At 70.2% G+C, this 25,704-nt stretch carries 17 protein-coding genes; 10 read left to right on the forward strand and 7 right to left on the reverse strand.

The genetic code is table 11. The features are described from left to right. Positions 1–92: 92 nt before the first annotated feature. From AC07V5_RS21200 to AC07V5_RS21235, 8 genes are all read left to right on the forward strand, one after another. The gene (locus tag AC07V5_RS21200) at positions 93–491 is read left to right on the forward strand and encodes a GPW/gp25 family protein (protein WP_495117686.1); all 399 of its coding nucleotides are present in this window, start codon (positions 93–95) and stop codon (positions 489–491) included. A 6-nt stretch (positions 492–497) separates the two neighbouring features. Then, complete coding sequence (locus AC07V5_RS21205) at positions 498–2,687, forward strand: baseplate J/gp47 family protein (RefSeq protein ID WP_495117687.1); 2,190 nt, start codon at positions 498–500, stop codon at positions 2,685–2,687. Then, entirely contained in the window at positions 2,687–5,401 is a 2,715-nt protein-coding gene (locus tag AC07V5_RS21210) for a phage tail protein (protein WP_495117688.1), read from the forward strand. The genes AC07V5_RS21205 and AC07V5_RS21210 overlap by 1 nt, the downstream gene beginning before the upstream one ends. 18 nt (positions 5,402–5,419) lie before the next feature. Next, entirely contained in the window at positions 5,420–7,867 is a 2,448-nt protein-coding gene (locus tag AC07V5_RS21215; protein WP_495117689.1) for a hypothetical protein, read from the forward strand. Between the two features lie 2 nt (positions 7,868–7,869). Continuing rightward, on the forward strand, positions 7,870–9,135 hold the full coding sequence (locus tag AC07V5_RS21220; RefSeq protein ID WP_495117690.1) for a hypothetical protein: 1,266 nt from the start codon (positions 7,870–7,872) through the stop codon (positions 9,133–9,135). Positions 9,136–9,137: 2 nt separating this feature from the next. After that, positions 9,138–10,877 (forward strand): hypothetical protein, encoded by a 1,740-nt coding sequence (locus AC07V5_RS21225; RefSeq protein ID WP_495117691.1) that lies wholly within the window; start codon positions 9,138–9,140, stop codon positions 10,875–10,877. Next, positions 10,874–12,781: an AAA family ATPase gene (locus AC07V5_RS21230; protein WP_495117692.1), complete on the forward strand. Its 1,908-nt coding sequence runs from the start codon at positions 10,874–10,876 to the stop codon at positions 12,779–12,781. Before AC07V5_RS21225 ends, AC07V5_RS21230 begins: the two co-directional genes overlap by 4 nt. A 692-nt stretch (positions 12,782–13,473) precedes the next feature. Further along, the gene (locus AC07V5_RS21235) at positions 13,474–16,851 is read left to right on the forward strand and encodes a phage tail protein (protein ID WP_495117693.1); all 3,378 of its coding nucleotides are present in this window, start codon (positions 13,474–13,476) and stop codon (positions 16,849–16,851) included. Between the two features lie 15 nt (positions 16,852–16,866). Here the strand turns inward: AC07V5_RS21235 and AC07V5_RS21240 are convergent, their stop codons facing one another. Further along, positions 16,867–17,559 (reverse strand): glutathione binding-like protein, encoded by a 693-nt coding sequence (locus AC07V5_RS21240; protein WP_495117694.1) that lies wholly within the window; start codon positions 17,557–17,559, stop codon positions 16,867–16,869. Between the two features lie 88 nt (positions 17,560–17,647). Between AC07V5_RS21240 and AC07V5_RS21245 the strand changes: the two genes are divergently transcribed. After that, positions 17,648–18,355, forward strand: a complete 708-nt coding sequence (locus AC07V5_RS21245; protein WP_495117695.1) for a hypothetical protein — start codon at positions 17,648–17,650, stop codon at positions 18,353–18,355. 15 nt (positions 18,356–18,370) lie between these two features. Here the strand turns inward: AC07V5_RS21245 and AC07V5_RS21250 are convergent, their stop codons facing one another. Next, positions 18,371–19,444: a phosphotransferase gene (locus AC07V5_RS21250; RefSeq protein WP_495117696.1), complete on the reverse strand. Its 1,074-nt coding sequence runs from the start codon at positions 19,442–19,444 to the stop codon at positions 18,371–18,373. A gap of 82 nt (positions 19,445–19,526) precedes the next feature. Next, a complete protein-coding gene (locus tag AC07V5_RS21255; protein WP_495117697.1) occupies positions 19,527–20,231 on the reverse strand; it encodes a Crp/Fnr family transcriptional regulator in 705 nt (234 codons plus the stop codon). A 127-nt stretch (positions 20,232–20,358) separates the two neighbouring features. Here AC07V5_RS21255 and AC07V5_RS21260 point away from each other — a divergent pair, with 127 nt between their 5' ends. Next, positions 20,359–22,074 (forward strand): type IV pilus assembly protein FimV, encoded by a 1,716-nt coding sequence (locus AC07V5_RS21260; RefSeq protein ID WP_495117698.1) that lies wholly within the window; start codon positions 20,359–20,361, stop codon positions 22,072–22,074. 7 nt (positions 22,075–22,081) lie between these two features. Here the strand turns inward: AC07V5_RS21260 and AC07V5_RS21265 are convergent, their stop codons facing one another. From AC07V5_RS21265 to lptF, 4 genes are all read right to left on the reverse strand, one after another. Beyond that, complete coding sequence (locus tag AC07V5_RS21265; protein WP_495117699.1) at positions 22,082–23,026, reverse strand: CysB family HTH-type transcriptional regulator; 945 nt, start codon at positions 23,024–23,026, stop codon at positions 22,082–22,084. Between the two features lie 78 nt (positions 23,027–23,104). Then, positions 23,105–23,473, reverse strand: a complete 369-nt coding sequence (locus tag AC07V5_RS21270; protein ID WP_495117700.1) for a sirohydrochlorin chelatase — start codon at positions 23,471–23,473, stop codon at positions 23,105–23,107. After that, on the reverse strand, positions 23,473–24,600 hold the full coding sequence (lptG, locus tag AC07V5_RS21275; protein ID WP_495117701.1) for an LPS export ABC transporter permease LptG: 1,128 nt from the start codon (positions 24,598–24,600) through the stop codon (positions 23,473–23,475). Before lptG ends, AC07V5_RS21270 begins: the two co-directional genes overlap by 1 nt. Next, positions 24,597–25,694 (reverse strand): LPS export ABC transporter permease LptF, encoded by a 1,098-nt coding sequence (gene lptF / locus AC07V5_RS21280; protein ID WP_495117702.1) that lies wholly within the window; start codon positions 25,692–25,694, stop codon positions 24,597–24,599. Before lptF ends, lptG begins: the two co-directional genes overlap by 4 nt. Positions 25,695–25,704: the final 10 nt, after the last annotated feature.

Consider the following 25,704-nt stretch of genomic DNA (forward strand, 5'->3'; position numbering starts at 1 on the left):
CAGAAGAAAGTTACCCGCCCGCCGGGGCGGACTCCCGGCAACACGGCACCGAGTCGAGAGGCTCCTCGCAAAAACACCCAGGAGCACCTTCAATGACGGACGAAGCCGCCCTGTACGGAAGAGGCGTCGCCTTCCCCCTTCGCCTCACCCCCGAAGGCCGCCTCGCCTGGAGCGAAGGCGAAGCCAACGTCCGCGAGTCCATCCGCATCCTGCTGCTCACCGCCCAAGGCGAGCGCCTGCGCCGCCCCGACTACGGCGCCGGCCTGGAGCGCTTCCTGTTCGAACCCAACGTGCCGACCACCTGGCGCGCCATCGAGGAAGTCATCCGCCGCCAACTCGCCAAGTGGGAGCCGCGCGTGCAGGTCGAAACCATCAAGGTCGCCGCCGACCCGAACGACCTCGAAGCGGCGATTGCTGAGCTCAGCTTCACCCTCGTCGCCACCGCACAAGCAGGCCGCATGAGCCTCTCCATCCCGGTCCAGGGAAGGTAAACGCAAATGCCCATCCAACTCCCCGCCATCGACGACCGCAACCACGCCGCACTGGTGCGCGACACGCTGGCGCTGGCCGCCGTGCATGCGCCCGAGTGGACGCACACCGGCCCCAGCGACCCCGGTGTCACCCTTGTCGAGCTCTTCGCCTTCATGGCCGAGAGCCTGCTCTACCGCGCCAACCTCATCCCCGAGCGAAACCGCCTCAAGTTCCTGCAGCTGCTCGGCATCGGCCTGCGCGCCGCGCAGCCGGCACGCGCCCTCGTGCAGTTCAGCAACGAAGCCGGCGAGCGCAAGACGATCACGCTGCCGTCGGGCCTGCCGTTGCTGGCCGGCGCCGTGCCTTTCCTGAGCGACACGGGCCTGGATCTGCCGCCCGTGACCGGCCTCGTCGTCTTCAAGCGCGTCGTCGGCACGCCCGACCCCGCGCTGCTGGACTACTACCGCCAGCTCTACGAGGCCACCGGCCGCGACTTCTCGTCCAGTGGCGATGCGAGCGTGGAGCCCGTGCTGTACGACAGCGTGCAGCTCGCCGACCTGCCCGATGCCATCGACGTCGGCGCCGAGACCGTGGACGGCGCGCTGTGGATTGCACTGCTGGCTGCCCCCAAGCCCAGCGCGGCCGACCTGACCAACGCCCGGGCCGAACTCGCCGGCCGCACGCTGTCCATCGGCCTCGTGCCGCAGCCGCCCGAGACGAGCGCACGCATCCAGCCCGGCCGCCCCGCGCTGCCGCCACCGGCGCTCAGCGCCTGGGCGCCCAAGGCACGCGCTGACGGCACGGGTACACCGGGCGAGTACCGGCGCCTGGACGCCGTCGCGCCCAGCGGCTTCCCGGAGCAGGCCGGCATCCTGCAGGTCACGCTGCCAGCCCAAGCCAACGACATCGGTACCTGGGCCGAGACGGAGCCGCTCGAAGCCGGGGTGGGTGAACTGCCACCCCAGCTCACCGACGAAGCGCTGGCTGCCCGCCTCATCACCTGGCTGCGCATCGACGGTCTCAGCAACGCAGGCGTGCAGCTCGCCTGGGCCGGCACGCACTGCGCGGCCGTGCGCCAGCGCAGCCGCGTCAGCCGCGAGCTGCTGCCGCCGGGCGACGGCTCGCCCGAGCAGCGCCGGCGGCTGAGCCACGGCCAGGTGCTGGCCGAGTCCATGCAGTTGCTCGTCGCCAACCAGCCTTGGGCGCTGACCGACGAACTGGAGGCCGCGCCCGCCGAGGGCCAGCCCGGCGCGAACGTCTTTGCGCTGGATGCCGAGAGCGGCGAGATCCGCTTCGGCGACGGCGCGCGCGGCGCCCGCCCGCCCGCTGGCAACGAAATCGCCGTGCGCTTCGACTGGGCCTCGGGCTCGGCCGGCAACGTCGCCGCCGGCGCGATCAAGCTCGGGCCGACGCTGCCGCCCGGCGTGAAGGTCAGCAACCCGCGCCCGGCCGATGGCGGGCTGGACGCCGAGAGCGCCGCCGACGGCGAGAAGCGCATCTCGCTCGTGCTGCGCCACCGCGAGCGCGCCGTCAGTGCCGAAGACTTCGACGCCATCATTCGCGAGACACCGCAGGCCGACGTCGGCCGCGTCGAGGTGCTGCCGGCCTGGCACCCCGAGCTGTCGCCGGGGCTGCCGGGCGATCAGCCGGGCGTCGTCACCTGCATGCTGATCCCGCGCCAGGACCCGCGCCGGCCCGACTACCCGCTGCCCAACGCCGACTTCATCAACGCCGTTTGCGACCACCTCGCGCCGCGCCGCCTCGTCACCTGCGAGGTGCTGCTGCGCGGCCCGGCCTACACGGGGCTGTGGATCAGCGTCGGCATCGAGCTGCATGCAGGCCAGGGCGTGGCCGAGGTGCGTGAGCGCGTGAAGGCGGCGCTGAAGGCTTTCCTCGCACCGCTGCCCAACGCCGCAAGCGCCACCGGCTGGCCACTCTTCAAGTCCGTCGCTGCGCTGGAGCTGGCCACCGTTGCCGCGCGCGTCGACGGCGTGCTGGGCGTGACGGGCCTGTTGCTGGGCGACTCCAGCGGCGCCCAGCGCGACAGCGTGCCGCTGGCCGGGCTGCAGCTGCCGCTGATCGCGGGGCTGTCGGTGTCGCTGGGCGACCCGGTGCCGCTGTCCGACCTCATCGGCCAAGGCACGGGTGGCACAGACGATGGCGGCCGCACGCCCGTTGTCCGCCTGCCCGTGCCACGTGTGCCGGAGAACTGCTGATGGATGCCAACGGCAGCCGCTTCCACGCCCTTGTCACCAAGAGCGATTGGACCCAGCGCGCCCAGCCGGACGCGCACTGGGCCTGGCTGCCCGACGACGCCGCACACGAGGCCGCGCTTGGCCAACTGGTGCTCAAGCCGCTGCTGTTCGAGTTCAAGGCCAGCAGCGCCGCGGCCCTGCCTGAACCCGGCTCGCGGGCCGGTGGCGTCTTCGATGCCTACGGCAATCTGTACGCGCTGAACGCCGCCGGCACGGCCATCCGCGTCTGGTCCAGCGGCAGCGGCAACATCACCGACTTCTGGCCGCTGCCCGAAGCTGCGGCCGCTGACCCTGAGCCCGGTGCCTTCGGCCCCTGCAAGCCGGTCACATCGGCGGCGCCCTTGGTGATGGACGCGCTGACGGTGACGACGGGTCACTACCTCGTCGTGGCCAGCACGGCGGCCGGCGGCCTGCTGATCTTCGACCTGCACGGTGGCGGCCCGCCGCTGCCGCAGCCTTGGCCGGCCATGCCCGCACCCGAGGCGCTGCTGGCGCTGGACGATGGCGGCGTGGCGCTGTTTGCAGCCGGCATGCTGCACCGGCTGGGCCCCGACCTGCGCCCCTGCGTGCCGCGGGTGTCCAGCCCCTCGGCGTTCTCTGCAGAGTCGGCGCCCGAGCCCGCGCCAGCCCAGCCGCCTTGCCAACTCGCGCTGGGCGCCGATGCGACGGCCGTTGCGGCATTGCCCGCTGGCCGCTTCCTCATGTTGAAGCTGCAGATGGACGGCCTCTACCTGTCCGTCGTCGACTGGCAGGGCGACGAGAGCGGCTCGGTAGGCCCGCTCGAAGAACAGATCGAGCAGGCCACGGCGGACGGCCAACCCACGCTGCTGTCCACCCGCACGCTGGCCGTCGAATGGCTGGCCGACCAGCGTTTCAACGTGCTGCTGCTGGCCGCCAGCGGCGACCAGGCCTTCCGCTTTGCGGCGACCGAGGACGACGCCGGTGTCTGGTCCTTCGAACTGCAGCGTGACTTCATCCCGCTGCGCCACTACCAGGCCGGCGGCCTGGCCAGCCTCGGCGCGGGCCAGGTGCTGCACCGCTTCCCGTCGGCGCGGGCCTTCTACGCCGGAGCCGACCGCTGGCTGCCGCTGCTGACGCTGCCTCGCCCGCGTTGCGAACGCGAGGGCGTGCTGCTCGGCCCTGTGTGGGACAGCGCCACGCCCGCCTGCATCTGGCACCGCGTGGCGCTGGACGCCCGCCGCCCGCCTGGTAGCACCCTCAAGCTGCAAAGCCGCGCTGCCGACACGCCCCAGGCGCTGAGCCTGCAGCCCTGGCGCGACGAACCCGGCCTGCTGCCCCACCCGGCCGGCCCCGAGCTGCCCTGGCGCGAGCCGCCCCTGGGCGCCTGCAAGGAGTTCCAGACGCTGACCTGCCTGCTGCAGGCCGCCACCGGCCGCTACCTGCAACTGCGCATCCAGGCCAGCGGCGATGGCCAGCAAAGCCCAGGCCTCGCGAGCCTGCGCGCCTGGTATCCGCGCTTCAGCTATCTGCAGCACTACCTGCCGGCCGTCTACCGCGCGGACCCGACCAGCGCCGAGTTCACCGGCCGCTTCCTGGCGCTGTTCGAAGGCGAGCTGACACGCTGGGAAGACCGCATCGCCGCGGCCCAGCTGCTGCTCGACGCCCGCACCGCGCCCCGCGCCACGCTGGACTGGCTGGCCAACTGGCTGGCCATCACGTTCGACGGCTCCACCGGCCCCGTGCGCCGCCGCGCGTTGCTGCGCCATGCCGCGGGTGTGCACGCGCGTCGCGGCACCGTGCCCGGCATGCTGCTCGTGGCCACGCTGGCCTGGGAGCCCGACACCGTCGACGCCGAACCCTGGCTGGCCGCGCCGGAGAGCCTGCCCGAGCGCGTACACGGCGTGCGGCTGCAGGAGCTGTTCGGCCTCGCGCCGCCGCTGGCATCAGTTGCCTGGCGGCCAGCGCAGGGCAGGGCGGCGTTGCTCGCGCGGTTGGCGGGTGACGAGTCGCTGCTGGGGGACCTGATCAAGCTGCAACAGGCCCTGGGCTTTGTGCCGCGGGCGGCGCAGGAAGAGGCTGCGCTGATGGCGTCCTGGCGCCTTGCGGACCTGCCCGAAGACGACCCACGACCACGCGACGAAGCCTTCGACACCTATCTCGCCGCGACCCAGCCCTGCGCCCCGCTGCGCCAGCGCTGGCAGGACTATCTCGCCCGCCGCTGGCGCCGCATCTCGCTGCTGAACGCCGCCTGGGGCACGGCCTGGCGCGGCTTCGACCGTATCCCCAGCCCGCTGTCGCTGCCCGCCGGTTCCGTGGCGCTGGCCGACTGGTGGCGCTTCGAGGCGCAGATCGTGCGCGCCCTCGGCCCCGCGCATCGCTTCCGTGTCGTGCTGCCGCTGCCCGATGCTGCCCAGCTCGACTTCGACGAACTCGCGCGCCGCCGCGCGGCTGTGGAGCGCGCCGTGGAGCGCGACAAGCCGGCCCACACCGTGGCCGAGATCCGCTTTGGCTTCGAGCTGTTCCGCGTGGGCGAGGCGCGCCTGGGCCACGACACGCGGCTTGAACACGGCCTGCTGCGCCGCCCCGAATTGGCGGCGCTGACATCCGAATCCATCTGGCCCCCCCTCGTGCTCGGTGAGCGCGACCTGGGCGGCGGGCAGTTGACGCATCCGAGACCCTTGCCGCCGCCCGACCGGGTGGGGCTAGACCGATAGAACCTTTTGGAGACGACCATGGGCTGCTGCACAGGCTCCACCTTCACCCCCGCGCCCGACGCCGCGCTCGACCCGCTGCAGCGCGTGAACTACACCTTCGGCATGGTGCTGGGCGTGGACGACTTCCGCCAGGAGCACGCCTACCTGGCCGCCCGCGACGAGCGCGCGCTGCGCGAGACCATCGGCTACGGCGTCATCACGGGCCTGGGCGTGTCGGCGCCCAAGCCGGCCTCCGCCAGCGAAGGCCAGCAGGTGCGCGTGGCGCCGGGCCTGGCGTTGATGCCCGACGGGCGCCTCGTTGGCGTGGCGGCTGAGCAGTGCGCCAACCTGCAGACCTGGCTGGACGCTGAACTGGCACGCGACCCGACGACTGCTGCGAAGACCACCGTCTACGTTCTGCTGCGCTTCGCCGAGGCCAGCGGCTCTCCCGTGCCCATTCCCGGCGAGCCCTGCCGCGACGAGAGCGAGTTGAGCGCCGATGCACGCATCGCCGACAGCTTTGCGTTGGACTTCTCCTGGACGCCACCCGACGCTAGCGAGGACCTCGCGCTGCGCGCCGTCGTCGCGTGGATACGCGGCATCAAGGTGCGCACCACGGCGCCTGCGGGGCAGACGCTGCTGACCTTCCAGACCCAGGTCGAGGCCGGGCTGAAGGAAGCCATCACCGCCGCCTGGGGCGACGTGCACGCCCCCACGCCAGCCATGCCCGCCGGCGCGACGCCACCGCTGCCCGAGCCCAGCAAGGTCAGCCTGCCCGCGCCGCCCAAGGAGCTGCAGATCCCGCGCGCCGACGTGGCGGCCTACTACGCCGCCGCCTTCGAGGTGTGGACGCGGCTGCTGCGCAGCGGCTTCATGGCCCACCACGGCCCGGCGCCTGTCGCCGAGCCGGTGGCCGAGCGCGCGCTGCTGCTGGCCGCCGTGGACGCCAAGGCCGGCGCCGGCGGCACGCGCGCCGTGCGCATGCTGGGCCGGCCGCAGCTGCTGCACCTGCGCCTGCTGCAGGAATGGCTGCTGCGCGACGGCAGCCAGGACGCGCCGCGCGAAGCGCACTACGTGCTCGGCAAGGGCGACGACGAGCTGGACCACGCGCAGGACCTGCTGGCCGACTTCAAGACGCACGACCACGCGGTGACGCGCATCGACATCGTGCCCGACACGACCGATGGCGCCGCCCCGGGCGACACCAAGGCCAAGATCGTCCCGGCCATCAAGTGGCCCGGTGGCGGCGCTTTGGGCAAGCCCGATTACTACGGGCCCAACATGAGCCAGCCCATCCCCGTGGCCGACGGCGGCACGGGCCAGGCGGCGGCACCGGCGACGGGAGCCATCCTCGTCGGCCGCGCCGCCTCGGGCGGGCAGGCTGCGCGCTTCGAGCTGGGTTCTCTGGTGGGCGCCACGTTGCCCAAGCCTTCGGGCGCGTCGCCCAACATCCTGGTCGATGCGACGGGCGCCGCGCCCAGCATCCGGCTGGACACCGTGCAGGACATCGGCCCCGGCGCCAGCCCCGATTTCGCCGGGCTGGATTTGACGGGCGACCTGGCCGTGGGGGGCAACGCCCATGTGACAGGCAGCGTGTCCGTCGACGGCGAGCTGGTGCTGGGCGCGCCGCTGAACAGCGTGCTCGCGACGGACAACAAGGGCGTCGTCGTCTCAGCCAGGGGTTGGGATGGTGACGAGGCCGGCCTGGCCGCGGGCAAGCCGCCGCCCTACGTCTACGCGCCCAACCAGAAGGCGCCGGTGCGCATCATCGACGGCGGCACCGGCCTGGCCACACGGCCGCAGGCGATGCAGCTGCTGCTGGGCAGCAAGGCGGCGGGTGGCAGCTATGTGCTGGCCACGCTGGTGGACGGCAAGAACACCACGGTCAACCTGCGCACGGTGGCTGGTGGGCTGGAGCTCAGCATCGATGCCAGCGGTGGCGGCACGGCGACTCAGGTTGTCGCGGCCGGCAACGCCGCCAGCCCGCCCAGCCTGACGGCGGTGGCCAACGCCAACGTCGTGACCATCAACACCGTGCAGCCCCTGCACCAGGGCGCTGCGCCGCGCTTCCTGGCACTGAGCCTGGACAAGCTGCCGCAGCGCAACACATCGACGCTGGTGGGCTGGGATGCCAGCAGCGGCGAGCTGGTGCAGACGGCCGCGCCGACCGGCGGCGGCGCGACCGACGTCGGGCAATGGGGCATCCGCTACGCAGTCAAGCCCAGCGACATGGTCGTCACCGACAAGGATCACGTCATCGTGCTGACGACCAATGGCAAGCTGACCCTGCCCGACCTGAAGCAGCGCCTCAGCACCATCAGCGAGGGCCGGGTCATCGTCCTCAAGCTGACGATGGGCGCCACGGAGTTCACCGTGGGCGGCATCGAAGGCGATGGCAGCCTGAGCCTGAAGCCGCCCAACTCGCTGACCGTCATCGCGGCCACCAAGCTCGACTCGCCCCAGTGGCTCGTCATCGCGAGGTCCTGATCATGGACACCGTCCTGAACGCCCGGCTCAACCAGGTCATCCCGGTCGACGGCGAGCCGCGCAGCTTCTTCTTCAACGGCCGCCTGCTCAGCGCCGAAGACCTGAGCCGCGAGCAGCAGGCCCGCGATGGCGCCGAGCGCCGGCTGGCGCGGCTCATTGGCTGCGGCGTGGCCGAAGGGCTGACGGTTGCGGCCGGCGCCGGCAGCGTGCTGCATATCGCGGCCGGGCTGGGGGTCGCCCCGTCGGGTGCTGTCATCGACATCGGCAACCTCGACCTCGACCTCAGCAGCGCCGGCCGCGGCAGCTCGTTCAGCGGCTTCGGCAACTGCGCGGCGGGCCTGGCCGAGGGGCAGCCGCTGGCGGGCTTGTACCTGCTGACGTTGACGCCCGCCTGGAGCCCCCAGGGCCGCGCGGCGACGCTGCTGGGCGAGGTCGGCGCCTGCAACCGCCGCACCGAGCAGCCGGCCGTGCGTGCGCGTCTCGTCGAGGTGCAGACCTCGCCGGGCATCAACTCGGCCTCGCTGCGCAACGAGCTAGCCTTTGCACTGCTGTCGCCAGGCCAGGGCCTGACGGCGGTGCCTGAGACGGGTCGAGTTGGTTGGTGGATGCGCCAGCGCATCGGCGGCGGCGCCGCGGCACCGGGGCTGACGGCCGACGAGCTGCCGTTGGCGCTGCTGCAGATCGACGCCAAGGCGGTGCCGCTGTGGGTGGACAGCGACAGCGCGCGCCGTCGCCTCAGCGCCCCACCCGGTGAAGCCGGTGACGCCATGTGGCCGCAGTCCTGGGCCATCGAGATGCAGGCCTTCGCTGCCCAGTTCCTCACCGAGCTGATGGAGGCCAAGGCCACGGCTGCCGCCTTCGTGTGGCTGCCGCCCACGCTGCCGCTGACGGCGGCGCAGCTCGCGCAGTTCCGCAAGCTGCTGCCCGGGGGCGTGCCCGCCTCGCCTGAGGTGCTGCACCGCGCGCTGTTCGCCCGCGCGCTGCTGGATGGCTGGCAGGACATCCCCATTCGCCGCGCCGGCGCACAGCTGCATCTGGCCCAGCTCGAAGGCCACCCCGAGCGCCTGCTGCTGCGCGCCACCGGCGACATCGGCAACGGCAGCGGCCCGGTCACATCGGGCGGCGGCGAGCGCACGTCGGCCAAGGTGGCCTCCCAGGCTGCGCGCATCCTCGCCGCCGGCCGGCGGCGCGAGGGCGGGCCCAGCAAGGAGGAGCTAGCGGTTGCAGCGTCCGCACTGACCCAGGCCCCGGACCGCAAGCGGCGCTAGCCATGGTCGCCAGCCTTGCCATCCACCGCTTGAGCGCCCGCACCCCGGCGCGCGCCCAGCCGGTGGCTGCGCGGCTGGCTTTGCAGGCGCTGGGCGCGGATCTGGAAGACGCATTGCCGCGTGGCCTGCCGCCGCAGGCCTTGCTGTGGCTGCGCCGGATGCGGCTGCAGGCGCCGGAGGCTGCGCTGTTGCGCCCCGCGCCGATGGCCTGGCGGCAGGACTGGATCGCAGCCGGGCGCGAGCGCCTGGATGCCGCGCTGGCCCAGGCGGCCCGCCCGGCCCTCGGCCCGGTGCCCGAGGACGCCGAAGCCGTGCTGTTTGCCGATGCCGCCGAGATGCTGGCCTGCCTGGCCCTGGCCGCGCGCGCCGGGCAGCTCGACCGCTGGTGGTGGCGCGGCCTGCTGGGTCGCAGCTGGCCGCACTGGCAGGTGGCCTGGGTGGCGCGTCCGCAAGCGCAGGCAGCGGCGCAGCGGCTGTTGCAGCGTGCAGGGCAGGGCAGGGTGATGGCGTTTGACGCCGAGCCTGCACATGGCGCCGTTGGGCCGGATGCCGTGGCGGTGGCATTGCCGACGGTACCGCTGCTACCCGAGCGAGCTTCCGGCGCGGTGGATGAGACGGCGGCAGAGGGACTGCTGCCAGCGTTGCCGCGTGTTGTCGTTGATGGGCGAGCACTGACCCGGACGACCTTCGTGGCAGTGGCTGGCGACGATGTCGTTGTGATGAAGCCGGCAGCGGTGAGCGCGCCGACCACGTTGCAGGTCGCGCCATCGGTGCCCGTCGAGTCAACGCGGTCGCGGCAGATGACGAGTGGCGAAGCGGTTGCGCCAGCGCGGCCGCCTGCTGCCGTTCAGCCCCTGCCTGCGACGAGCAAGCCTGCGGTGACGAATCAGACACCGCAGGCCGCACGGGGCGCCGTCCAGGTCGATTACCAGTTGCGGTCGACTGAGGCTGGTCCAGCGCCGCAAGCCACGCTGAGGGGCGCCCCTCTCGTCACACCCAACGCCGAGCAGCGGCTCGTCGCGACCAAGGCTTTGCAGGAGATCACGCAGCAGCCGGTCTTGGCGCCCGCCGAAGCATTGCACACGCTCGAGCGCCCGCCATCCTTGGAGACGTCGGCCGGCGAAATCGCCGCCAGCGCCATCAGCCGCGAGGCACCCCACGAGAGACCTCCCAGCTCACCGGCTCCGGTGCCACGCGCGGAATCCGAAGGCATCGAGTCGGACACCGCGTGGCCCTGGCCTCACGCGTTGCTGTCGCACCAGGGCCCCTTGCTCTTCATCGTCAACGCGCTGCTCGAAGACGGGCTCTATCCCGATTTCACGCGCCCACGCGACCCCGGCCTTTCGGTGCCCATGTGGGCCTTGCTGGCTGCGCTGGCCAGGGCCTGGCGGTTGCCGGACGACCCGCTGCACGCGGCACTTGCCGAGCATGCCGGCGACTGGGTCGCATCTGAGTGGATACCCGAGGCACCCGGCGCGCCGGCTGGCCCTTGGCCAGCTTGGTTGCTCGCCTATGCCAGGTCGCTGCGCGGCCGCCTGTGCCGCCGTCTCGGCCTGCGCGCCGCGCAATGGCCGCGCGCGCTGATGTTGACCCACCCCGCGCGGCTCTGGCTCAGCGAGTCCGAATGGGTCGCCGAGTTCGACCTCGCCGGCCATGACGTCGCCTGGCGCCTGGCCGGCCTGGACCGCGACCCCGGCTGGCTGCCTTCCACAGGCTGCAGCCTGCGATTCGAGTTCCGATGAGATCCGAGACGCCATCTGAACTCTGGCCCGAGGCCGCGACGGCCTTGCGCGCGCTGCTGCTTGCCGCGGCCTGGCGAGTCGTGCAGAGCGCACTGGAACTGCTGGGCGAGGACGAGGTGGCCGGCCGCTTCGGCTTTGCGTTGGAGTACGCAGCGGCCTTCGAGGCGCTGCCGGACGAGGCGCACGTGCATCCTGGCCTCGGCGCGTTGACACGCGAATGGCCCGAGCAGGCGGGAGAGTTGTGGCTGGTGCACGGCCTGGCCGAGGAGGACCGGCGCTTCGGCCCGCTGTTCGAGGCCATGAACCACGCGCTGGGCGACGACGGCGGCCAGCCCGGCCCGGCCTGGCTGCAACAGGCTTTCGGCAATCTGCCGGGCCAGGGCCTGAGGCCGGCACTGCGGGCACTGCTGCAGGCCGGCGTGCTCAAGCCCGAGAGCGCCGGCCAGTCGCGCGCGGCGCAGCGCTTCGAGGTGGACGAGGCTTGCTGGGCGGCGCTGCGTGGCGAGCCGTTTGCCGACCCGACGCCAGGCCTGCGCCTGCGCGCAGCCGAGGCTGCACCTGCGTTGCAGGACCTGGTGCTGACCGAGGCAACCCGCGAGCGCCTGGCGCGCTGGCAGCCCGGCCAGCCGTTGCTGGTGCGCGGCCCCGAGCACAACGGGCGTGGCAGCCTGGTCGCGGCCTTGGCGCGCGCGCAGGGCCGGCCGGTGCTGGAGTGCCGGCTCGACGGCAGCAGCCCGCCGCCGGCCATGTTCGCGGCGTTGGCGGCTCTGTGCGGCGCGATGCCGCTGCTGCGCGTGGATGCGGTGCCCGGCGAGGCATTGCGCCTGCCGGCGCTGAGAGGCTGTTACGCCGTCGTGGCGGGCGATGAGGACGGTCTTGAAGGCTTGGCCGCCGACGTGCTCGTCGTCTCGCTGCCGTTGCCGGCCTACGCGCAGCGTCTCGCGCTGATCGAGCAGGCTCGCCCCAGCCTGGCTGACGCGGCGGGCTTGGCCGCGCGGCTGCATCTGGCTTGTGGTCACCTGCACCGCGCGCTGACTCATACCGATTCGAGCGACGAGGCCACGCTGCGTGACGCGGCCCTGGCCGGCGGGGCTGCAGGCCTGGCGCGACTGGCGCAGCGGCTGGACCCCGCCCACGCACCGCCCGACGCGCTGGTGCTGGACGACACGCTGCGGCGCGACCTCGCCGCGCTGGCCGCGCGTTGCCAGCAGCGTGATCGGCTGCATAGCGCGTTGCCGGCGGCCTTCGCAGTGCGGCTCAATGCTGGCGTGCGTGCGTTGCTGGCCGGGCCGTCGGGCACGGGCAAGACGCTGGCCGCCCAGGTGCTGGCGCGCGAGTTGGGCCTGCCGCTGTACCGGCTGGACTTGTCGGCCGTCGTCAGCAAATACATCGGCGAGACCGAGCGCAACCTGCACAAACTGCTGTCCGCCGCGCAGGCGCTGGACGTGATGCTGCTGCTGGACGAAGGCGACGCGCTGCTGGCGCCGCGCACCGAGGTGGGCTCCAGCAACGACCGGTACGCCAACCTGGAAACCAACTTCCTGCTGCAGCGGCTGGAGAGCCACCAGGGCTTGGTGCTGGTGACGACGAATGCGCAGGCGCGCATCGATTCGGCGTTCATGCGGCGGTTTGATTTCGTCATTCCGTTCCGGCCGCCGGAGGTGGCGGAGCGGTTGCGGTTGTGGGCGGCGCACTTGCCGGTGGACCATGCGTTGAGCGATGGGCAGTTGGGGGCGGTGGCGGAGGCGTGTACGTTGGCGGGTGGGCAGGTGAGGAACGTGGTGCTGGATGCGGTCTCGGCGGCGCTGGCGCGAGGGCGGGCTGTCGATGCCGAGGTGCTGTTCGATGCGTTGCAGCGGGAGTACCGGCGCAGTGGGGGGTTGTGTCCCCTGAAGGGGCTGTGACGTGGCCTCCGTGTTTGGCTTGGATGCTTTTGCAGAGAGCGTGCCTGCTCGATGCATTGCCGGGAGTCCCGCCCGGCGGCGGGGTAACTTTCTTCTGCGGCGCCAGAAGAAAGTCACCAAAGAAGAGGCCCTGAACCGCACACCAGCACCAATCGCGCTCGCTGCGCATTGCGACAGTCAGTTGGTGAGTGGGAAGACGCGACCCGCTGCGCTCTCGCTGCTGTCCTTGTCACCTGCATCACTCATCGCCCCTTCAGCCCGCCTAACGCGCGGCTGCACGCCGGGCTCACGAGAAATGCAAATGCGGCGTCGCTCGGGCGACGCGGCCACTGCGCACATCCCGTGCCGTCGCCTCAGCGACGCGGTATTCCCTGATGAACCCGGCGTGCAGCCGGCGTTAATCGGCGTGAAGGGGCAATGGATGGTGCTCGTCATAAGGACAGCAGCGAGAGCGAAGCGGTTCGCGTCTGCGCGCAATGCCGCTGGCTGTTTTCGCGCGACGCTCCTGGCGTCGTCGCGACCGCGTGCGGTTCAGCGCTTCTTCTTTGGTGACTTTCTTCTGGCGCCGCAGAAGAAAGTTACCCCGCCGCCGGGCGGGACTCCCGGCAATGCACCGAGCAGGCACGCTCTCCGCAGAAGCAGCCCAAGCAGAGCTCCGCTAGTCGAGCCATCAACGCCCGCAGGCCACTGACATGCTCGCCCCCCGCTCCTTCGCCCCCCGCGTCGCCAAACCCAAGAGCGATCCGCGCTTCATCGCCGTCACCGAACAAGCCAAAGCTGGCGCCGCAAAACTGAAGCAGCACCCGACGGCGGCGAAGAAGGCAAGCGAAGCCAGCAAATCCGCCAAACCCCCCGCTAACGAACGCCTCGCCGGCGCCAAAGCCAAGGTCGTCGACGCCGTCAAGGAAGCGCCCGCGCCCAAGCCGCAGCCCACCTCCTTCAAGGCCCTGCTGCGCGCCGAAATCGACAAGGCCATGCCCAAGACACTCGGCGACACCGAGAAGTTCATGGAAGGCGGCGCGCAAGGTCAGATGAAGGCCGCGGGCAGCGGTGGTGTGGCGCAGCAGAAGGACGCGGCTACCGGCCCGGCCGACAAGGCCGTCAAGAAGCCACCCGATGCCGGTGCCGTGCCCGAGCAGCCCAGCACGCCGCTGCCTGCCGAGCCGACCGCGGGCGCGCCCCCCATCGCGGGCGGCCAGGCGATGCCACCGGCGGCCACGCCGCAGGAGGCGTCGCTGCAGGAAACCAAGAAGGACACCGACCAGGCGCTCAAGGACGAGAAGGTCAAGCCTGAGAGCCTGCCCAAGGCCAACGACGCGCGCTTCTCTGCGGTGGCCGACGCCAAGGGCAAGGTCGCGGCGCAGGCCGACAGGGCGCCGGGCGCCTTCCGCGCGAAGGAGTCCGCCGTGCTGGCCAAGGCCGGCGCGCAGGCCGCAGGCACGGCGCGCACGGGCTCGTTGTTGATGGCCGGTCGCAAGGGCGCGGGCAATGCCAAGGTGCTGAGCCGGCAGCAGCAGCAGGCGGCCAAGGAAGAGGCCGAGCGCGCCAAGGTGGCGGCCACCGTGGAAGGCATCTACGCGAAGACCAAGGCCAAGGTCGAGGCCAAGCTGGGCGGGTTGGACGGCGAGGTGTCGGCCATCTTCGACCCCGGCGTGGACGCCGCCATCGCGCAGATGAAGGCCTTCGTCGACGACAAGATCTTTGACTACAAGCTGCGCCGCTACCTGACCATCCCGCTGGTGGGCCTAGCGCGCTGGCTGAAGGATGCGGCGCTGGGCCTGCCCGACGAAGTCAACGTGTTCTACACGCAGGGCAGGGCGCTGTTCACCAAGTCCATGGACGCGCTGATCGACCGTGTCGCGGCGCTGGTGGAGAAGCGCCTGGCCGAAGCCAAGGCCGAGGTGGCCGCGGGCCAGGCCGAGATCAAGGCCTATGTGGGCGGCCTGCCGGCGAATCTGCAGGCCGCGGGCAAGGCGGCCGAGACGGCGGTGAACGATCGCTTCAAGGAGTTGGAAGAGGGCATCGAGAACAAGAAGAACGAGATCGCCGCGGGCCTGGCGCAGAAGTACAAGGAGGCCTTCGACAAGGCCGACGAGGCTTTGAAGCAGATGCAGGACGAAAACAAGGGCCTGGTGGCCGGTTTCATCGAGAAGCTGGGCGAGATCGTCAAGGCGCTGATGGAGTTCAAGGCCAAGTTGCTGGGCCTGCTGAAGAAGGGCATGGAGACCATCCAGCTGATCCTGGACGACCCCATCGCCTTCCTCGGCAATCTGATCGCGGCGGTGAAGGGCGGCTTCAATGCCTTCGTGGGCAACATCTGGGCCCACCTGAAAGCGGGCTTCTTCAAATGGCTGCTGGGGCCGCTGGCCGCGGCGGGCGTCGCGCTGCCGGCGGACCTGAGCCTGATGTCGGTATTCAAGCTCGTGCTGGACGTGCTGGGCATCACCTACGCCAAGCTGCGCGCGAAGGCCGTCAAGCTCATCGGCGAGAAGGCCGTCACCGTCATCGAGAAAGTGGCGGAGTACGTGCAGGCGCTGTTCACCGGCGGCGTGGCCAAGCTGTGGGAGCAGGTGAAGGCGGATCTCTCAAGCCTGAAGGACATGGTCATCGGCGCCATCCAGGACTGGCTGATCGAGACCGTGGTGAAGCAGGCCGTGACCAAGGTGGTGTCGATGTTCAACCCGGCCGGCGCCATCATCCAGGCCATCATCGCCATCTACAACGTGGTCATGTTCGTCATCGAGAAGGCGCAGCAGATCATGGCGCTGGTGGAGGCGGTCATCAATTCCGTCCACGCGATTGCGACGGGTGCGATCGGCGGGGCGATCTCATGGATCGAGAAATCGCTGGCGGCGGCGATCCCCGTGGTCATCGGCTTCCTGGCGCGGCTGCTGGGGCTGTCGGGCATCAGCGAGAAGATCCAGGGCTTCATCAAGAAGGTGCAGAGCAAGGTCGATAGCGCCATCGACAAGGTCATCGCCAAGATCGTCGGCGTCGTCAAGAAGCTGTTCGGCAAGGGCGCCAAGGACGGCACCGACCCAGAGAAGCAGAAGAAGATCGACGCCGGCAAGGTGGCCATCGACGCGGTGGTGGCCAAGTACGCCGATGGCGTGGCCGAGCCGTCGGCGCTCAACGAAGAACTGGCGGCCGTGAAGCGCGCGCACCCGGTGTTCACGTCGGTGGGCGCCGAGAAGCAGGGCAAGGAGTACTTCTGGTTCTACACGGCCAGCCCCAAGGTCAAGGGCAAGGTCAGCAAGGAGTCGGCGCAATGGGCGGTGGGCACGCACAAGGTGCCCAAGCCCAAGGCGGTGAAGAAGGCGGCGGGCGAGTCCCACCATGCGCCGCAGAAGATCCTGCTGGGGTCGATGGGCGAGTTCTTCGTGGCGGCGGCCACGCCGATCAAGAAGGTGCACCCCGAACTGGGCGGGCGCATGACGGCCTTCGGCAAGGCTCGGCTCGCGGCATTGAAGGCCGACGGGCCGGGGCTGGCGGCCATCTGGTTGAAGTCCGCAGTGCATGACGCGGCACACCAGCCGGCATCACTGGCCGCCGTGCTGAAGGAGGCGCAGCAACTCGCTGACAGCGGTGAGTCGCTGGATACGACGGCAGGGGGCGCCGAGGTCGGCGGCAGCGTGGCGATGGCCGCGGGCGGGCTCAACCTGCCGGCGTCAGCCGCACCGCTGGCGTCGAACTTCTCCATCGTCGGCCGCACGCCGGACTCGGGCAAGACGGTCACCGAGGCCAATGCCCATGTGCGGCGCAGCAGCCTGTTCGCGGCGGTGGGCGACGAGCTGGCTGGGCAGTCTTTCGGTTCCAGCAAGGCGACGAAGAACCAGCGCGCCGCGGCCAGCCGCAAGATCGCCGCGGAGGCCAAGACCAAGACCAAGCCCAAGTGCGAGGCCTTGAACGCCAAGGCCATGGGCCTGTTCAAGGCGCAGTGGAACGGCCTGCTGGCCACGGGCCTGGCCGGCGTCAGCAACGCGCTGAAAGACGACCCCGACAAGAGCTGGAAGGCCGAGCTGACCAGCCAGGCCCATGCCAGCTGGGGTCAGCATCTGGGCGGGCCCTGATGCTGCAGCGCGTCGTCAGCGCTGCGTGAGCTGGCGATTGCCGAACAGCGCCTCGCGCGCCTTGTCGTCGGTGAGCGGCCTGCGTGCGCCGGCCAGCACCTCCAGCCCGCGCTGCACGGCGGGGCGCTTGGCGATCTCGTCGAACCAGCCCTTGAGGTGCGGGTAGTCGCTCATCTCCACGCCCTGGTTCTTCCAGGAGCGCAGCCAGGGGAAGACGGCGATGTCGGCGATGGAGTACTCGGGCCCGCCGAGGTAGGTGGTGTGCGCCAGCCGCTTGTTGACGACGCTGTAGAGCCGCTTGGCCTCGTTGGTGTAGCGGTCGATGGCGTAGGGCAGCTTCTCGGGCGCGTAGATGCGGAAGTGGTGGGCCTGGCCCAGCATCGGCCCCACGCCACCCATCTGGAACATCAGCCACTGCAGCACCTCGTACTTGCCGCGCACGTCGGTGGGCAGCAGCTTGCCCGTCTTGCCGGCGAGGTAGAGGAGGATGGCGCCGCTCTCGAACAACGACATCGGTTTGCCGTCGGGGCCGTCGGGGTCGGTGATCGCGGGGATCTTGTTGTTGGGGCTGATGGCGAGGAAGTGTGGGGTGAATTGCTCACCGGCACCGATGTCCACGGGATGGACCCGGTACGCGAGGTGGCACTCCTCCAGCATGATGTGCACCTTGTGGCCGTTGGGTGTGGGCCATGAATACACTTCAATCATCGTCGCCTCCGTGCGGTGCGCTCAATCGGCCCCCCATTCTCAGACTTCCTCACGACTCATGGTGGTAAAGCAAGTCAAGCATTGGCTCGTGACCCGGGCCAACGCAGCAAGGTGGCGTCCGATCGAGGATTGGGCCGAGACGCGCGGCGCGCAGTTCACGCAGACCCGCGATGGCCAGGGCTTCCTCATCGAGCAGCCTAAAGCCCAGCCCGGGCCGATGCGCATCGAATGGGGTGTGTCCCAACGCAGCTATCTGCCGGGCTTCGAATTGCGCATGCGTTGCGAAATGCGCCTGCACCCGGACCTTCAGCTGATGGTGCTGTGCCGCGCGCTGATGGAGAACCTGGAGCGCGCCGTCTTCGAGGCCTACACCGACACGCTCAAGACCCGGGTCGACACCGACACGCCCGAGGAAATGCGCTGGCTGGTGATGTTCCCGAAGTTCAACAACGCGTCCTCGCAGATCCTGCGCCAGCGCTACGGCGTCGTCGGCGTGACCAAGGACCTGACCAGCGCCTGGATCGAAGGCGAGCTGGGCGAGGCCCTGGTGCAGGCCAGCCAAGACCTGCTGCCCGAGGGGCATCCCATCGTGCTGATGAGCATGCGCGGCAACCTCTACCTGCGCACCGAGATGGCCGAGGCGGACCTGCCCAGGCTGCAGGCCCTGGTGCGCCTGCTGGAATGCGCTGCGCGCGAGGCGCTGCGCGTGAACGCCCGGCTGTCAGACACAGGCGCCTGGCCGACGACGACGTCCGTCGCCTTCACGCCTTCGACCCGCCCCGGCGATGTGACCTGAGGCGGGCCTGAGTTCTCAGGCCTTTTGCGCGAAGCTCCAGGCCAGTTCCGCCAACGGTTTGGCGCTCTTGGCCGTCTCCTTGGCCTGGGCGCTGGAGGCCGTGCCGTCCACCACGCGCTTGGCAATGCCCTGCACGATGGCCGCGATGCGGAACATGTTGTAGGCCATGTAGAAGTTCCAGTCGGCCATGACCGCCTCGACATCTGCGCGGCCGGTGCGCTCGCAGTAGCGCTGCACGTACTCGCGCTCACTCGGAATGCCCAGCTCGACGAGGTTCTTGCCGCCCAGGCCGCGCGCGGCGCCCGAGGTCTGGATGTGCCAGCTCATGCAGTGGTAGCTGAAGTCCGCCAGCGGGTGGCCCAGCGTGGACAGCTCCCAGTCCAGCACGGCGATGATGCGCGGCTCGGTGGGGTGGAAGACGACGTTGTCCATGCGGTAGTCGCCATGCACGATACCGACTTCGCTCTCGTCGCGCGCCGATGCCGGGATGTGCGTCGGCAGCCATTCGAGCAGCGAATCCATCGCGGGATTGGGCTCGGTGATGGAGGCCAGGTACTGCTTGCTCCAGCGGCCGATCTGGCGCTCGAAGTAGTTGCCGGGCTTGCCGTAGGCCGAGAGGCCCACGGCCTTGAAATCGACCTGGTGCAGGGCCGCGATGACGCGGTTCATCTCGTCGTAGTGGGCGGCGCGCTCAGCCTGGCTCATGCCGGGCAGGCTCTGGTCCCACAGCACGCGGCCGGGCATGAAGCTCATCACGTAGAACGCGCGGCCGATGACGGCCTCGTCCTCGCACAGCGCGTACATCGCCGGCACGGGTACGTCGGTGCCGGCCAGCGCCCCCATGACCTGAAACTCGCGCTCGATGGCATGGGCCGACGGCAGCAGCTTGGCCACCGGTGCCGGCTTGCTGCGCATCACGTACTGCGCGCCCGGTGTCTTCAGCAGATAGGTCGGGTTGGACTGGCCGCCCTTGAACTGCTCGATGGCGAGCGGCCCGGCAAAGCCGTCGACATGGGCGGACAGCCAGGCTTCCAGAGCCGCGGTGTCCAGGGCCTGGGCGAGGGGACGGGTGCCGGTGAATGCTTCCATGGATGTCGTTTTGTAGCGTGCGAACTTTCCATTCTGCGATTCGAGGCCCGGCTGCCGTGTCGCGCCAGCGTCAGCCTCTATGTCAACGTGAGGCCGCCGCCAGCAGCTTCTCGCGGCTCAGCACGACGAGGCGGGTGGGCTCCACGCGCACGGCGCCCTCGCGCTCGAAGGCCTTCAATTCCTGGTTGACGCGCTGGCGCGAGGCGCCGAGCAGCTGGGCCAGGTCTTCCTGGGCCAATTGCAGGCCGATGCGGATCTCGTCGCCCTCCTGCACGCCGTAGGAGCGCGCCAGCAGCAGCACCTGCTTGGCCAAGCGGGCAGCCAGCGGCCGGGTGTTGAGGTCCTCGATCATGTCGAACATCAGCCGCAGCCGGCGGCAGTTCAACCGCAGCAGCGCGTCGTAGAGCTCGGAATGGGCCTGCAGCAGCGCGCGGAAGTCGGACTTGCGCACGCACAGCAGCGTCGTTTCGCCATGGGCGTAGGCGTCGTGGGTGCGGGGCAGGCCGTCGAAGAGGGCGATGTCGCCGAACCAGGTGCCGGGTTCGACATAGGTCAGCGAGATCTGCTTGCCAGCCAGCGACACCGAACTGACGCGCACGGCGCCCTTGGCAACGGCTGACCACTCCTCGGCGGGCTCGCCGCGGTGGGACAGCATGGTCTCGTCGGGCAGGCGGCGCACGAAGGCGCGCTGCAGGATGTCGCTGCGCAGGCTCTCGGGGAGCTTGGAGAACCAGGCGCCCTGGTCGATCTGCTGGCGTTCGGCGGGGGTGAGGCTGAGTGCGTTCATGGGTTGGGAGGCATTGTGCCGCCCGGTGACCACCCCGGAATTGGGGCGTTGGCAGTTGCCCCCATGCTAGAGTGAACTTAGCTGTCTCCACACCCCCTTTTCAACCTACCGTAGCCGCCCGCAGTCAATGCCCATCACGGCCCTGCGCCCGACGTTGCTGGGTGCCCTCACACCCGCCTTGGCACTGCTGCTCGGCCTGGTTCCCCAGGGCGTCGAGGCGCTGGGGCTGGGTCGGCCGCAGGTCCTTTCGACCCTCGGCAGGCCACTGGACGTCAGCTTCCCGTTGACGTTGGCCGATGGCGAATCGCTGAGCGATTCCTGCCTGCGCGCCGAAGTGACGGCCGGCGATGCGCGTGTGCCGGCCGGGCTGTTGCAGCTGCGCATCGAGGGTGAGCCCGGTCAGCAGCGCATCCGCCTGCAGAGCCAGGCGCGCATCGAGGAGCCGGCGCTGCGCATCACGCTGGCCCTGGGTTGCCCGCTGCGGCTGACGCGCGAGTTCAACGCCTTCGTCGACCCGCCGGCCAGCACGGCCGTCGCACCGCCACCCCCGCCGCCTGCGTCCGTGTTCGTGCCGCCCGTTTTGGAGGCAGCACAGCGACAGCAGGCTGAAGCCGCCCCTGCACCTGCCCCCGTGGCCCGGCAGCGCCCCAAGCCCAAGCCCCGTGCGGCAGGCCCCCGGCTGACGCTGGAGCGACCGGAAGTGCTCGTTGCCGAGGCGCCGCGGCCCGTGCAGCCGGCGGCCAGCGCGGCGGAGATGGAGCTGACGCCGGAGCTCGAGGCTCAGATCAGCCAGCTCGAAGCGACGGTGGCCCAGTTGCGCGCCGAACTGCTGGCCCGCCAGCAGGCCGAGGCCGCTTCTGCCGTCGCTGCCGTGCCACCGCCGGTTGCGTCCGCGGTGGAGCCCGCGCCGGCTCCTGCGCCCGCCGTTGCGCGAAGTGCCCGTGCGTCGCCCTACCGAGACCCCATGACCTGGGTGATGACGCTGGCCCTGAGCCTGCTCGCCGGTTCGGCCGCCTTCTACTTCAGCCGCTGGCGCGACCAGCGCGCGCGGCGTGAGCTGGCCTACTGGCGCGCCCTGCACGCGGCCGAGGGCGCTGGCCTGCCGCCGGTGGCAGCGCCCGCGCCCGGCATGGCGCCGCCCGTTCTTGGCAATGCCGCCGCGCTGCCGGATGAGGGCCAGCACCAGGTCACACGGCCCCAGCCCCGGCCCATGCCCTGGCCGCCGACGCCGCCCGCACAGCCGGCCGCGCCAGCGCAGCCGCCGGCATTCGTGCCCTCCATGCAGGCCACCCAGCCGATGCCGATCCAGGCCGTGACGGCCCCGGCGCAGCTCAACCAGTTGCCGGTTGCCGACGAGCTGCTGGACCTGCAGCAGCAGGTCGACTTCCTGCAGCTGCTCGGCCAGCACGAGGCCGCGGCCGACCTGCTGGCCACGCGGCTGACGCGCGGCCACGCGGGCGCCATGCCTTATCTGCTGCTGATGGAGCTCTGCCAGCAACGCGGGGAGCCCGAGGTGTTTGCCGAGCTGGTGAAGCAGTTCGAGCAGCGCTTCGGCACGCTGGCGCCGCAGTGGTCGCAAAGCCTGTCGCGCGGCCGCAGCCTGGACGGCTGCCCGAGCGTCATCGCGCACCTGCAGGTGGTCTGGGCCGACCCCGACGCCGCGATGAAGATGCTGCAGGAGCTGCTGGCCCAGGGCGGTGGCCCGGGCGTGCCCCACTTCGACCTGCCGGCCTACCGCGACCTGCTGACGCTCTACAGCGTTGCGCGCGATCTCTTCGAGGCCGGGCTGCGTGGCGAGGGTGTGGACCTGATGCTGCCGATGGATTCCAGCTTCGGCAGCTGAGAGCGTCCTAGATCCCGAAGTCGGTCGAGTCGCCGTTCATGGCCTTCTCGATCAGCTTGCGGCTCAGCCGCTCCGACAGCAGCTCCGCAAAGGCGTAGACGTAGTTGCGCAAATAGGCGCCTCGCTTGAAGGCGATGCGCGTGACGTTGCTGCCCAGCAGGGCGCCCAGCGGCCGCGCGACGAGGTCGCTGTTGGCGGGCTCCTCACGCATGGCCATCTCGGCGACGATGCCCACGCCCATCCCTAAGCGCACATAGGTCTTCAGGACATCGGAGTCGATGGCTTCCAGCACGATGTTGGGCGTGAGGTGGCGAGCCGCGAAGGCCTTGTCGATGCGGGTGCGGCCGGTAAAGCTGGGGTGGTAGGACACCAGCGGTTCGCCGGCGATCTGTTCCAGGTTGATGCGTTCGACGCTTGCGAGGGGGTGGTCTCGCGGCACGACCATGACGTGCTGCCACTCGTAGCAGGGCAGGGTGACGAGCTCGGGGTACTGGGCTAGCGACTCGGTGGCTAGGCCGAGATCCGCGGTCTCGTCGAGCAGCATCTTGGCGACCTGGTCCGGGCTGCCCTGGTGCAGGCTGATGCGCAGCTGCGGCAGGTTCTTGCGCAACTGGGCCACGGGCGTGGGCAGCACGTAACGGGCCTGGGTGTGGGTCGTGGCGATGGAGAAGGTGCCGCTGTCCTGGCGCGAATACTCCTCGCCGATACGCTTCAGGTTGCCGACCTCGCGCAGGATGATCTCGATGCAGGCCAGCACCTGCTGCCCCGGCTCGGTGATGCGCCGCAGCCGCTTGCCGTGGCGCGAGAAGATGTCGACGCCCAGCTCTTCCTCCAGCTCGAGGATGGCCTTGGAGACGCCCGGCTGCGACGTGAACAGCGCCTTGGCCGTCTCGGTCAGGTTGAGGTTGCGGCGGGCGGCTTCCTGGACGAAGCGGAATTGGTGGAGGTTCATGTCAGTGGCGCTCGGCCGCTCCGGAGCCACTGACGCACCCCCTCGGGGGGCAGTGAGCAGGGCGAGCGTGGGGGTTGTTCATTCCAGGACGGCCAGGCAGGCCAGGCCGATGGCGTTGAGCACGGCTTCCTGCTCACCCAGCGGCGCGTGAAGCACCCATTGGATGGCGTCGCCGTGGCGTTCGCGCAGGCGCTCGAGCAGAGGCGGGATGTCACGGCGCACATGGCCGCCGGTGCCAAGGAAGAGAGGCAGCACGTGCACGCGCGTGCTGCCCGCGGCGACGAGCTGCTCGGCCGCCTCTTCGATGCCGGGCGACATGAATTCGAGATAGGCCATGGCCAGCGGTGTGCCCGGCCGTGCCGTGCGCAGGCGTTCGGCGACGGTCTCGAAGGGTTTGGCCCAGGCCGGATCGCGCGCGCCGTGGGCGAAGAGCAGCAACCCGTCCATCAGCGGTATCGCACCAGCCACGTGAAGGCCGCCATCGACAGCCCGAGGTAGAGCAGGCTTGGCGTAGCCGCGACCACCCATGGCGTCCAGTTCTTCAACAGGCCCAGGTGCCCGGCCACGTTGTTCAGCAGCACGAAGCTGATGCCCAGCATGATGCCGCCGAACACCTTGATGCTGATGCCGCCCGAGCGGCCGTGCAGATAGGCGAAGGGCAGGGCCAGCGCTACCATGACGAAGCAGGCGAAGGGATAGAGGGCCTTGCGCCAGAACTGGATGTTGTGGGCCTGGGCCGACTGCTCCTGGGCCGACAGATGCGCGGTGTAGCGGTAGAGCTCCAGCGTCGACATGGACATGGCCGGCAGGACCGCTGCTGCAATGACGCCCGCGTGCAGGGAGCTCTGCCAGTCGAGCTTGTCCATCTTCTGCTCGCTGACGACGACGTCGCCAACGGGGCTGGCTCCGGCGGGGGCGCCCGGGTTCCAGACCGTGCGCTTGACGTCCTGAAGATGCCAGAGGCCTTGACCATCGACGTCGACCTTCTCTGCCTCGGTGCGCGACATCAGCCGGCCTTCGGCGTCGAATTCGAAGATGCGCACGTCTTCCAGCTCGCCATTGGTGCCCACGCGGCCGACCTTGACCGAGTAGCTGCGCTCCTGGCCGTCGATCTTCTGGTGATCCTTCAGCCAGGCGCCGCGTTTGGCCGGGCTGGCGTCGCGGCTGAAGCCGGCACGCAGGTCGTCGCCCTGGCGTTCGAACTGTGGTGCAACGTAGTCGCCGATGACGAAAGTGAGCACCGCGAACGCAGCCGCCAGGCCGGCCAGCAGGCTCAGCGCCCGTGCCGGGCCGAGGCCGCCGGTGCGCAGGATGGTGAACTCGCTGCTCTGCGCGAGCCGGGCGAGCGCGACGATGGCGCCGATCAGCACGGCGATGGGGAAGATTTCGTAGAAGCGGCCGGGCAGCTCCATCGCGGCCAGCAGCGCGGCCTTGCCGCCGCCAACGCCGATGCGGGCCATGCGGTCGAGCTCGTCAACGAAGTCGATGAAGAAGAAGAGCGACAGGAAGGCCAGCGCGACGAGCACGACCGAGCCGGCGATGTCCTTGTAGAGCAGGGCGCGGACGGTTCTCATGTGGCCGCTCCCTTCAGGCGGCGGCGCAGGCAGAAGCGGTTGGCGTTGTCGCGCAGCCAGATGACGATCAGCGCCAGGAAGAGGGCGCTGCCATGCACGGTGACGAGAGCGCGCGGCAGTGCCACGCGGCCGTTGCCGACCCAGGACTGCGACAGGTTGATGAGGTTGAAGTAGACGATGAAGGCCAGCAGCGCGAACAGCAGGTTCCAGTTGCTGGCGCGGCGCGGGTTGGACGCCGCCAGGCCGACGCCGAGCAGGGCCATGTTGATGCCGCCGAGGATCATGCCCAGGCGCCAGGCCAGTTCACCCTGGTTCTTCGGTGTCGGCGCGCGCAGCAGGTCCAGCGTCGCCATGGCCTTAGGCGGCAGCTGGTTGGCGTTCGCCAGCACCTGCGTGTCGGTCATCACCTTGTACTGCTCGAAGCGGGCCAGGCTCTTCTCGCCGGTCTTGAGCTGGGTTTCGTTGCGTTGGCCGTGGTCCAGCACCAGCAGGCGATCGTCGCCCTCCATCTCCAGCCGGCCGCGTGCCGAGGTCGTCACCGATTCGCGCTCGTGCTGGTTGGAGAGGATGAAGACATTGCGGCCGGTTGCCGCGTTGTCGCCATCGCGTTCGATGAAGAAGACGCGGCTGCCGTCGCGCGAGCTCTGGAACTGGCCTGGCGCCACGCGCGACAGGTCGCTGCGCTTTTGATAACGCTCGCGCAGCTCGGCGCTGTTCTGGTTGCCCCAGGGCCAGACGATCAGCTCCAGCACGATGACGGCCAGCAGGACCGGCCAGGCCATGCGCAGCACCGGCTGCACGAAGCGCGACAGCGGAATGCCGCTGGCGAACCAGATCGTCATCTCGGACTCGCGATAGATGCGGCCCAGCGTGATGACGACGGCGATGAAGAGGGAGAGGATGAGCATCGTCGCAAGGTGGGCGATGGTCGCGTAGCCCATCAGCAGCACGACGTCCTGGGGCGCGACATTGCCGCCGGCGGCCTGGCCCAGCGTACGGATCAGCGTCGACGTGAGCATGATGGTCAGGATGACCACGAGCGTGACGCCGAAGCTTTTGGCCAGCTCGGACCGCGTCGATGAATCGAATAGCATCAGGTCTTTA

The organism is Roseateles sp. GW821-FHT02E12, assembly GCF_059421665.1.

What these genes read in the sequence shown, in the direction of transcription:
- AC07V5_RS21250 (WP_495117696.1), bottom strand. Translation starts at nt 19,444, where the DNA reads ATGGAAGCATTCACCGGCACCCGTCCCCTCGCCCAGGCCCTGGACACC.
- AC07V5_RS21230 (WP_495117692.1), top strand. Translation starts at nt 10,874, where the DNA reads ATGAGATCCGAGACGCCATCTGAACTCTGGCCCGAGGCCGCGACGGCC.
- lptG (WP_495117701.1), bottom strand. Translation starts at nt 24,600, where the DNA reads ATGAGAACCGTCCGCGCCCTGCTCTACAAGGACATCGCCGGCTCGGTC.
- AC07V5_RS21265 (WP_495117699.1), bottom strand. Translation starts at nt 23,026, where the DNA reads ATGAACCTCCACCAATTCCGCTTCGTCCAGGAAGCCGCCCGCCGCAAC.
- AC07V5_RS21235 (WP_495117693.1), top strand. Translation starts at nt 13,474, where the DNA reads ATGCTCGCCCCCCGCTCCTTCGCCCCCCGCGTCGCCAAACCCAAGAGC.
- AC07V5_RS21215 (WP_495117689.1), top strand. Translation starts at nt 5,420, where the DNA reads ATGGGCTGCTGCACAGGCTCCACCTTCACCCCCGCGCCCGACGCCGCG.
- AC07V5_RS21255 (WP_495117697.1), bottom strand. Translation starts at nt 20,231, where the DNA reads ATGAACGCACTCAGCCTCACCCCCGCCGAACGCCAGCAGATCGACCAG.
- AC07V5_RS21220 (WP_495117690.1), top strand. Translation starts at nt 7,870, where the DNA reads ATGGACACCGTCCTGAACGCCCGGCTCAACCAGGTCATCCCGGTCGAC.
- AC07V5_RS21260 (WP_495117698.1), top strand. Translation starts at nt 20,359, where the DNA reads ATGCCCATCACGGCCCTGCGCCCGACGTTGCTGGGTGCCCTCACACCC.
- AC07V5_RS21205 (WP_495117687.1), top strand. Translation starts at nt 498, where the DNA reads ATGCCCATCCAACTCCCCGCCATCGACGACCGCAACCACGCCGCACTG.
- AC07V5_RS21270 (WP_495117700.1), bottom strand. Translation starts at nt 23,473, where the DNA reads ATGGACGGGTTGCTGCTCTTCGCCCACGGCGCGCGCGATCCGGCCTGG.
- AC07V5_RS21225 (WP_495117691.1), top strand. Translation starts at nt 9,138, where the DNA reads ATGGTCGCCAGCCTTGCCATCCACCGCTTGAGCGCCCGCACCCCGGCG.
- lptF (WP_495117702.1), bottom strand. Translation starts at nt 25,694, where the DNA reads ATGCTATTCGATTCATCGACGCGGTCCGAGCTGGCCAAAAGCTTCGGC.
- AC07V5_RS21210 (WP_495117688.1), top strand. Translation starts at nt 2,687, where the DNA reads ATGGATGCCAACGGCAGCCGCTTCCACGCCCTTGTCACCAAGAGCGAT.
- AC07V5_RS21200 (WP_495117686.1), top strand. Translation starts at nt 93, where the DNA reads ATGACGGACGAAGCCGCCCTGTACGGAAGAGGCGTCGCCTTCCCCCTT.
- AC07V5_RS21240 (WP_495117694.1), bottom strand. Translation starts at nt 17,559, where the DNA reads ATGATTGAAGTGTATTCATGGCCCACACCCAACGGCCACAAGGTGCAC.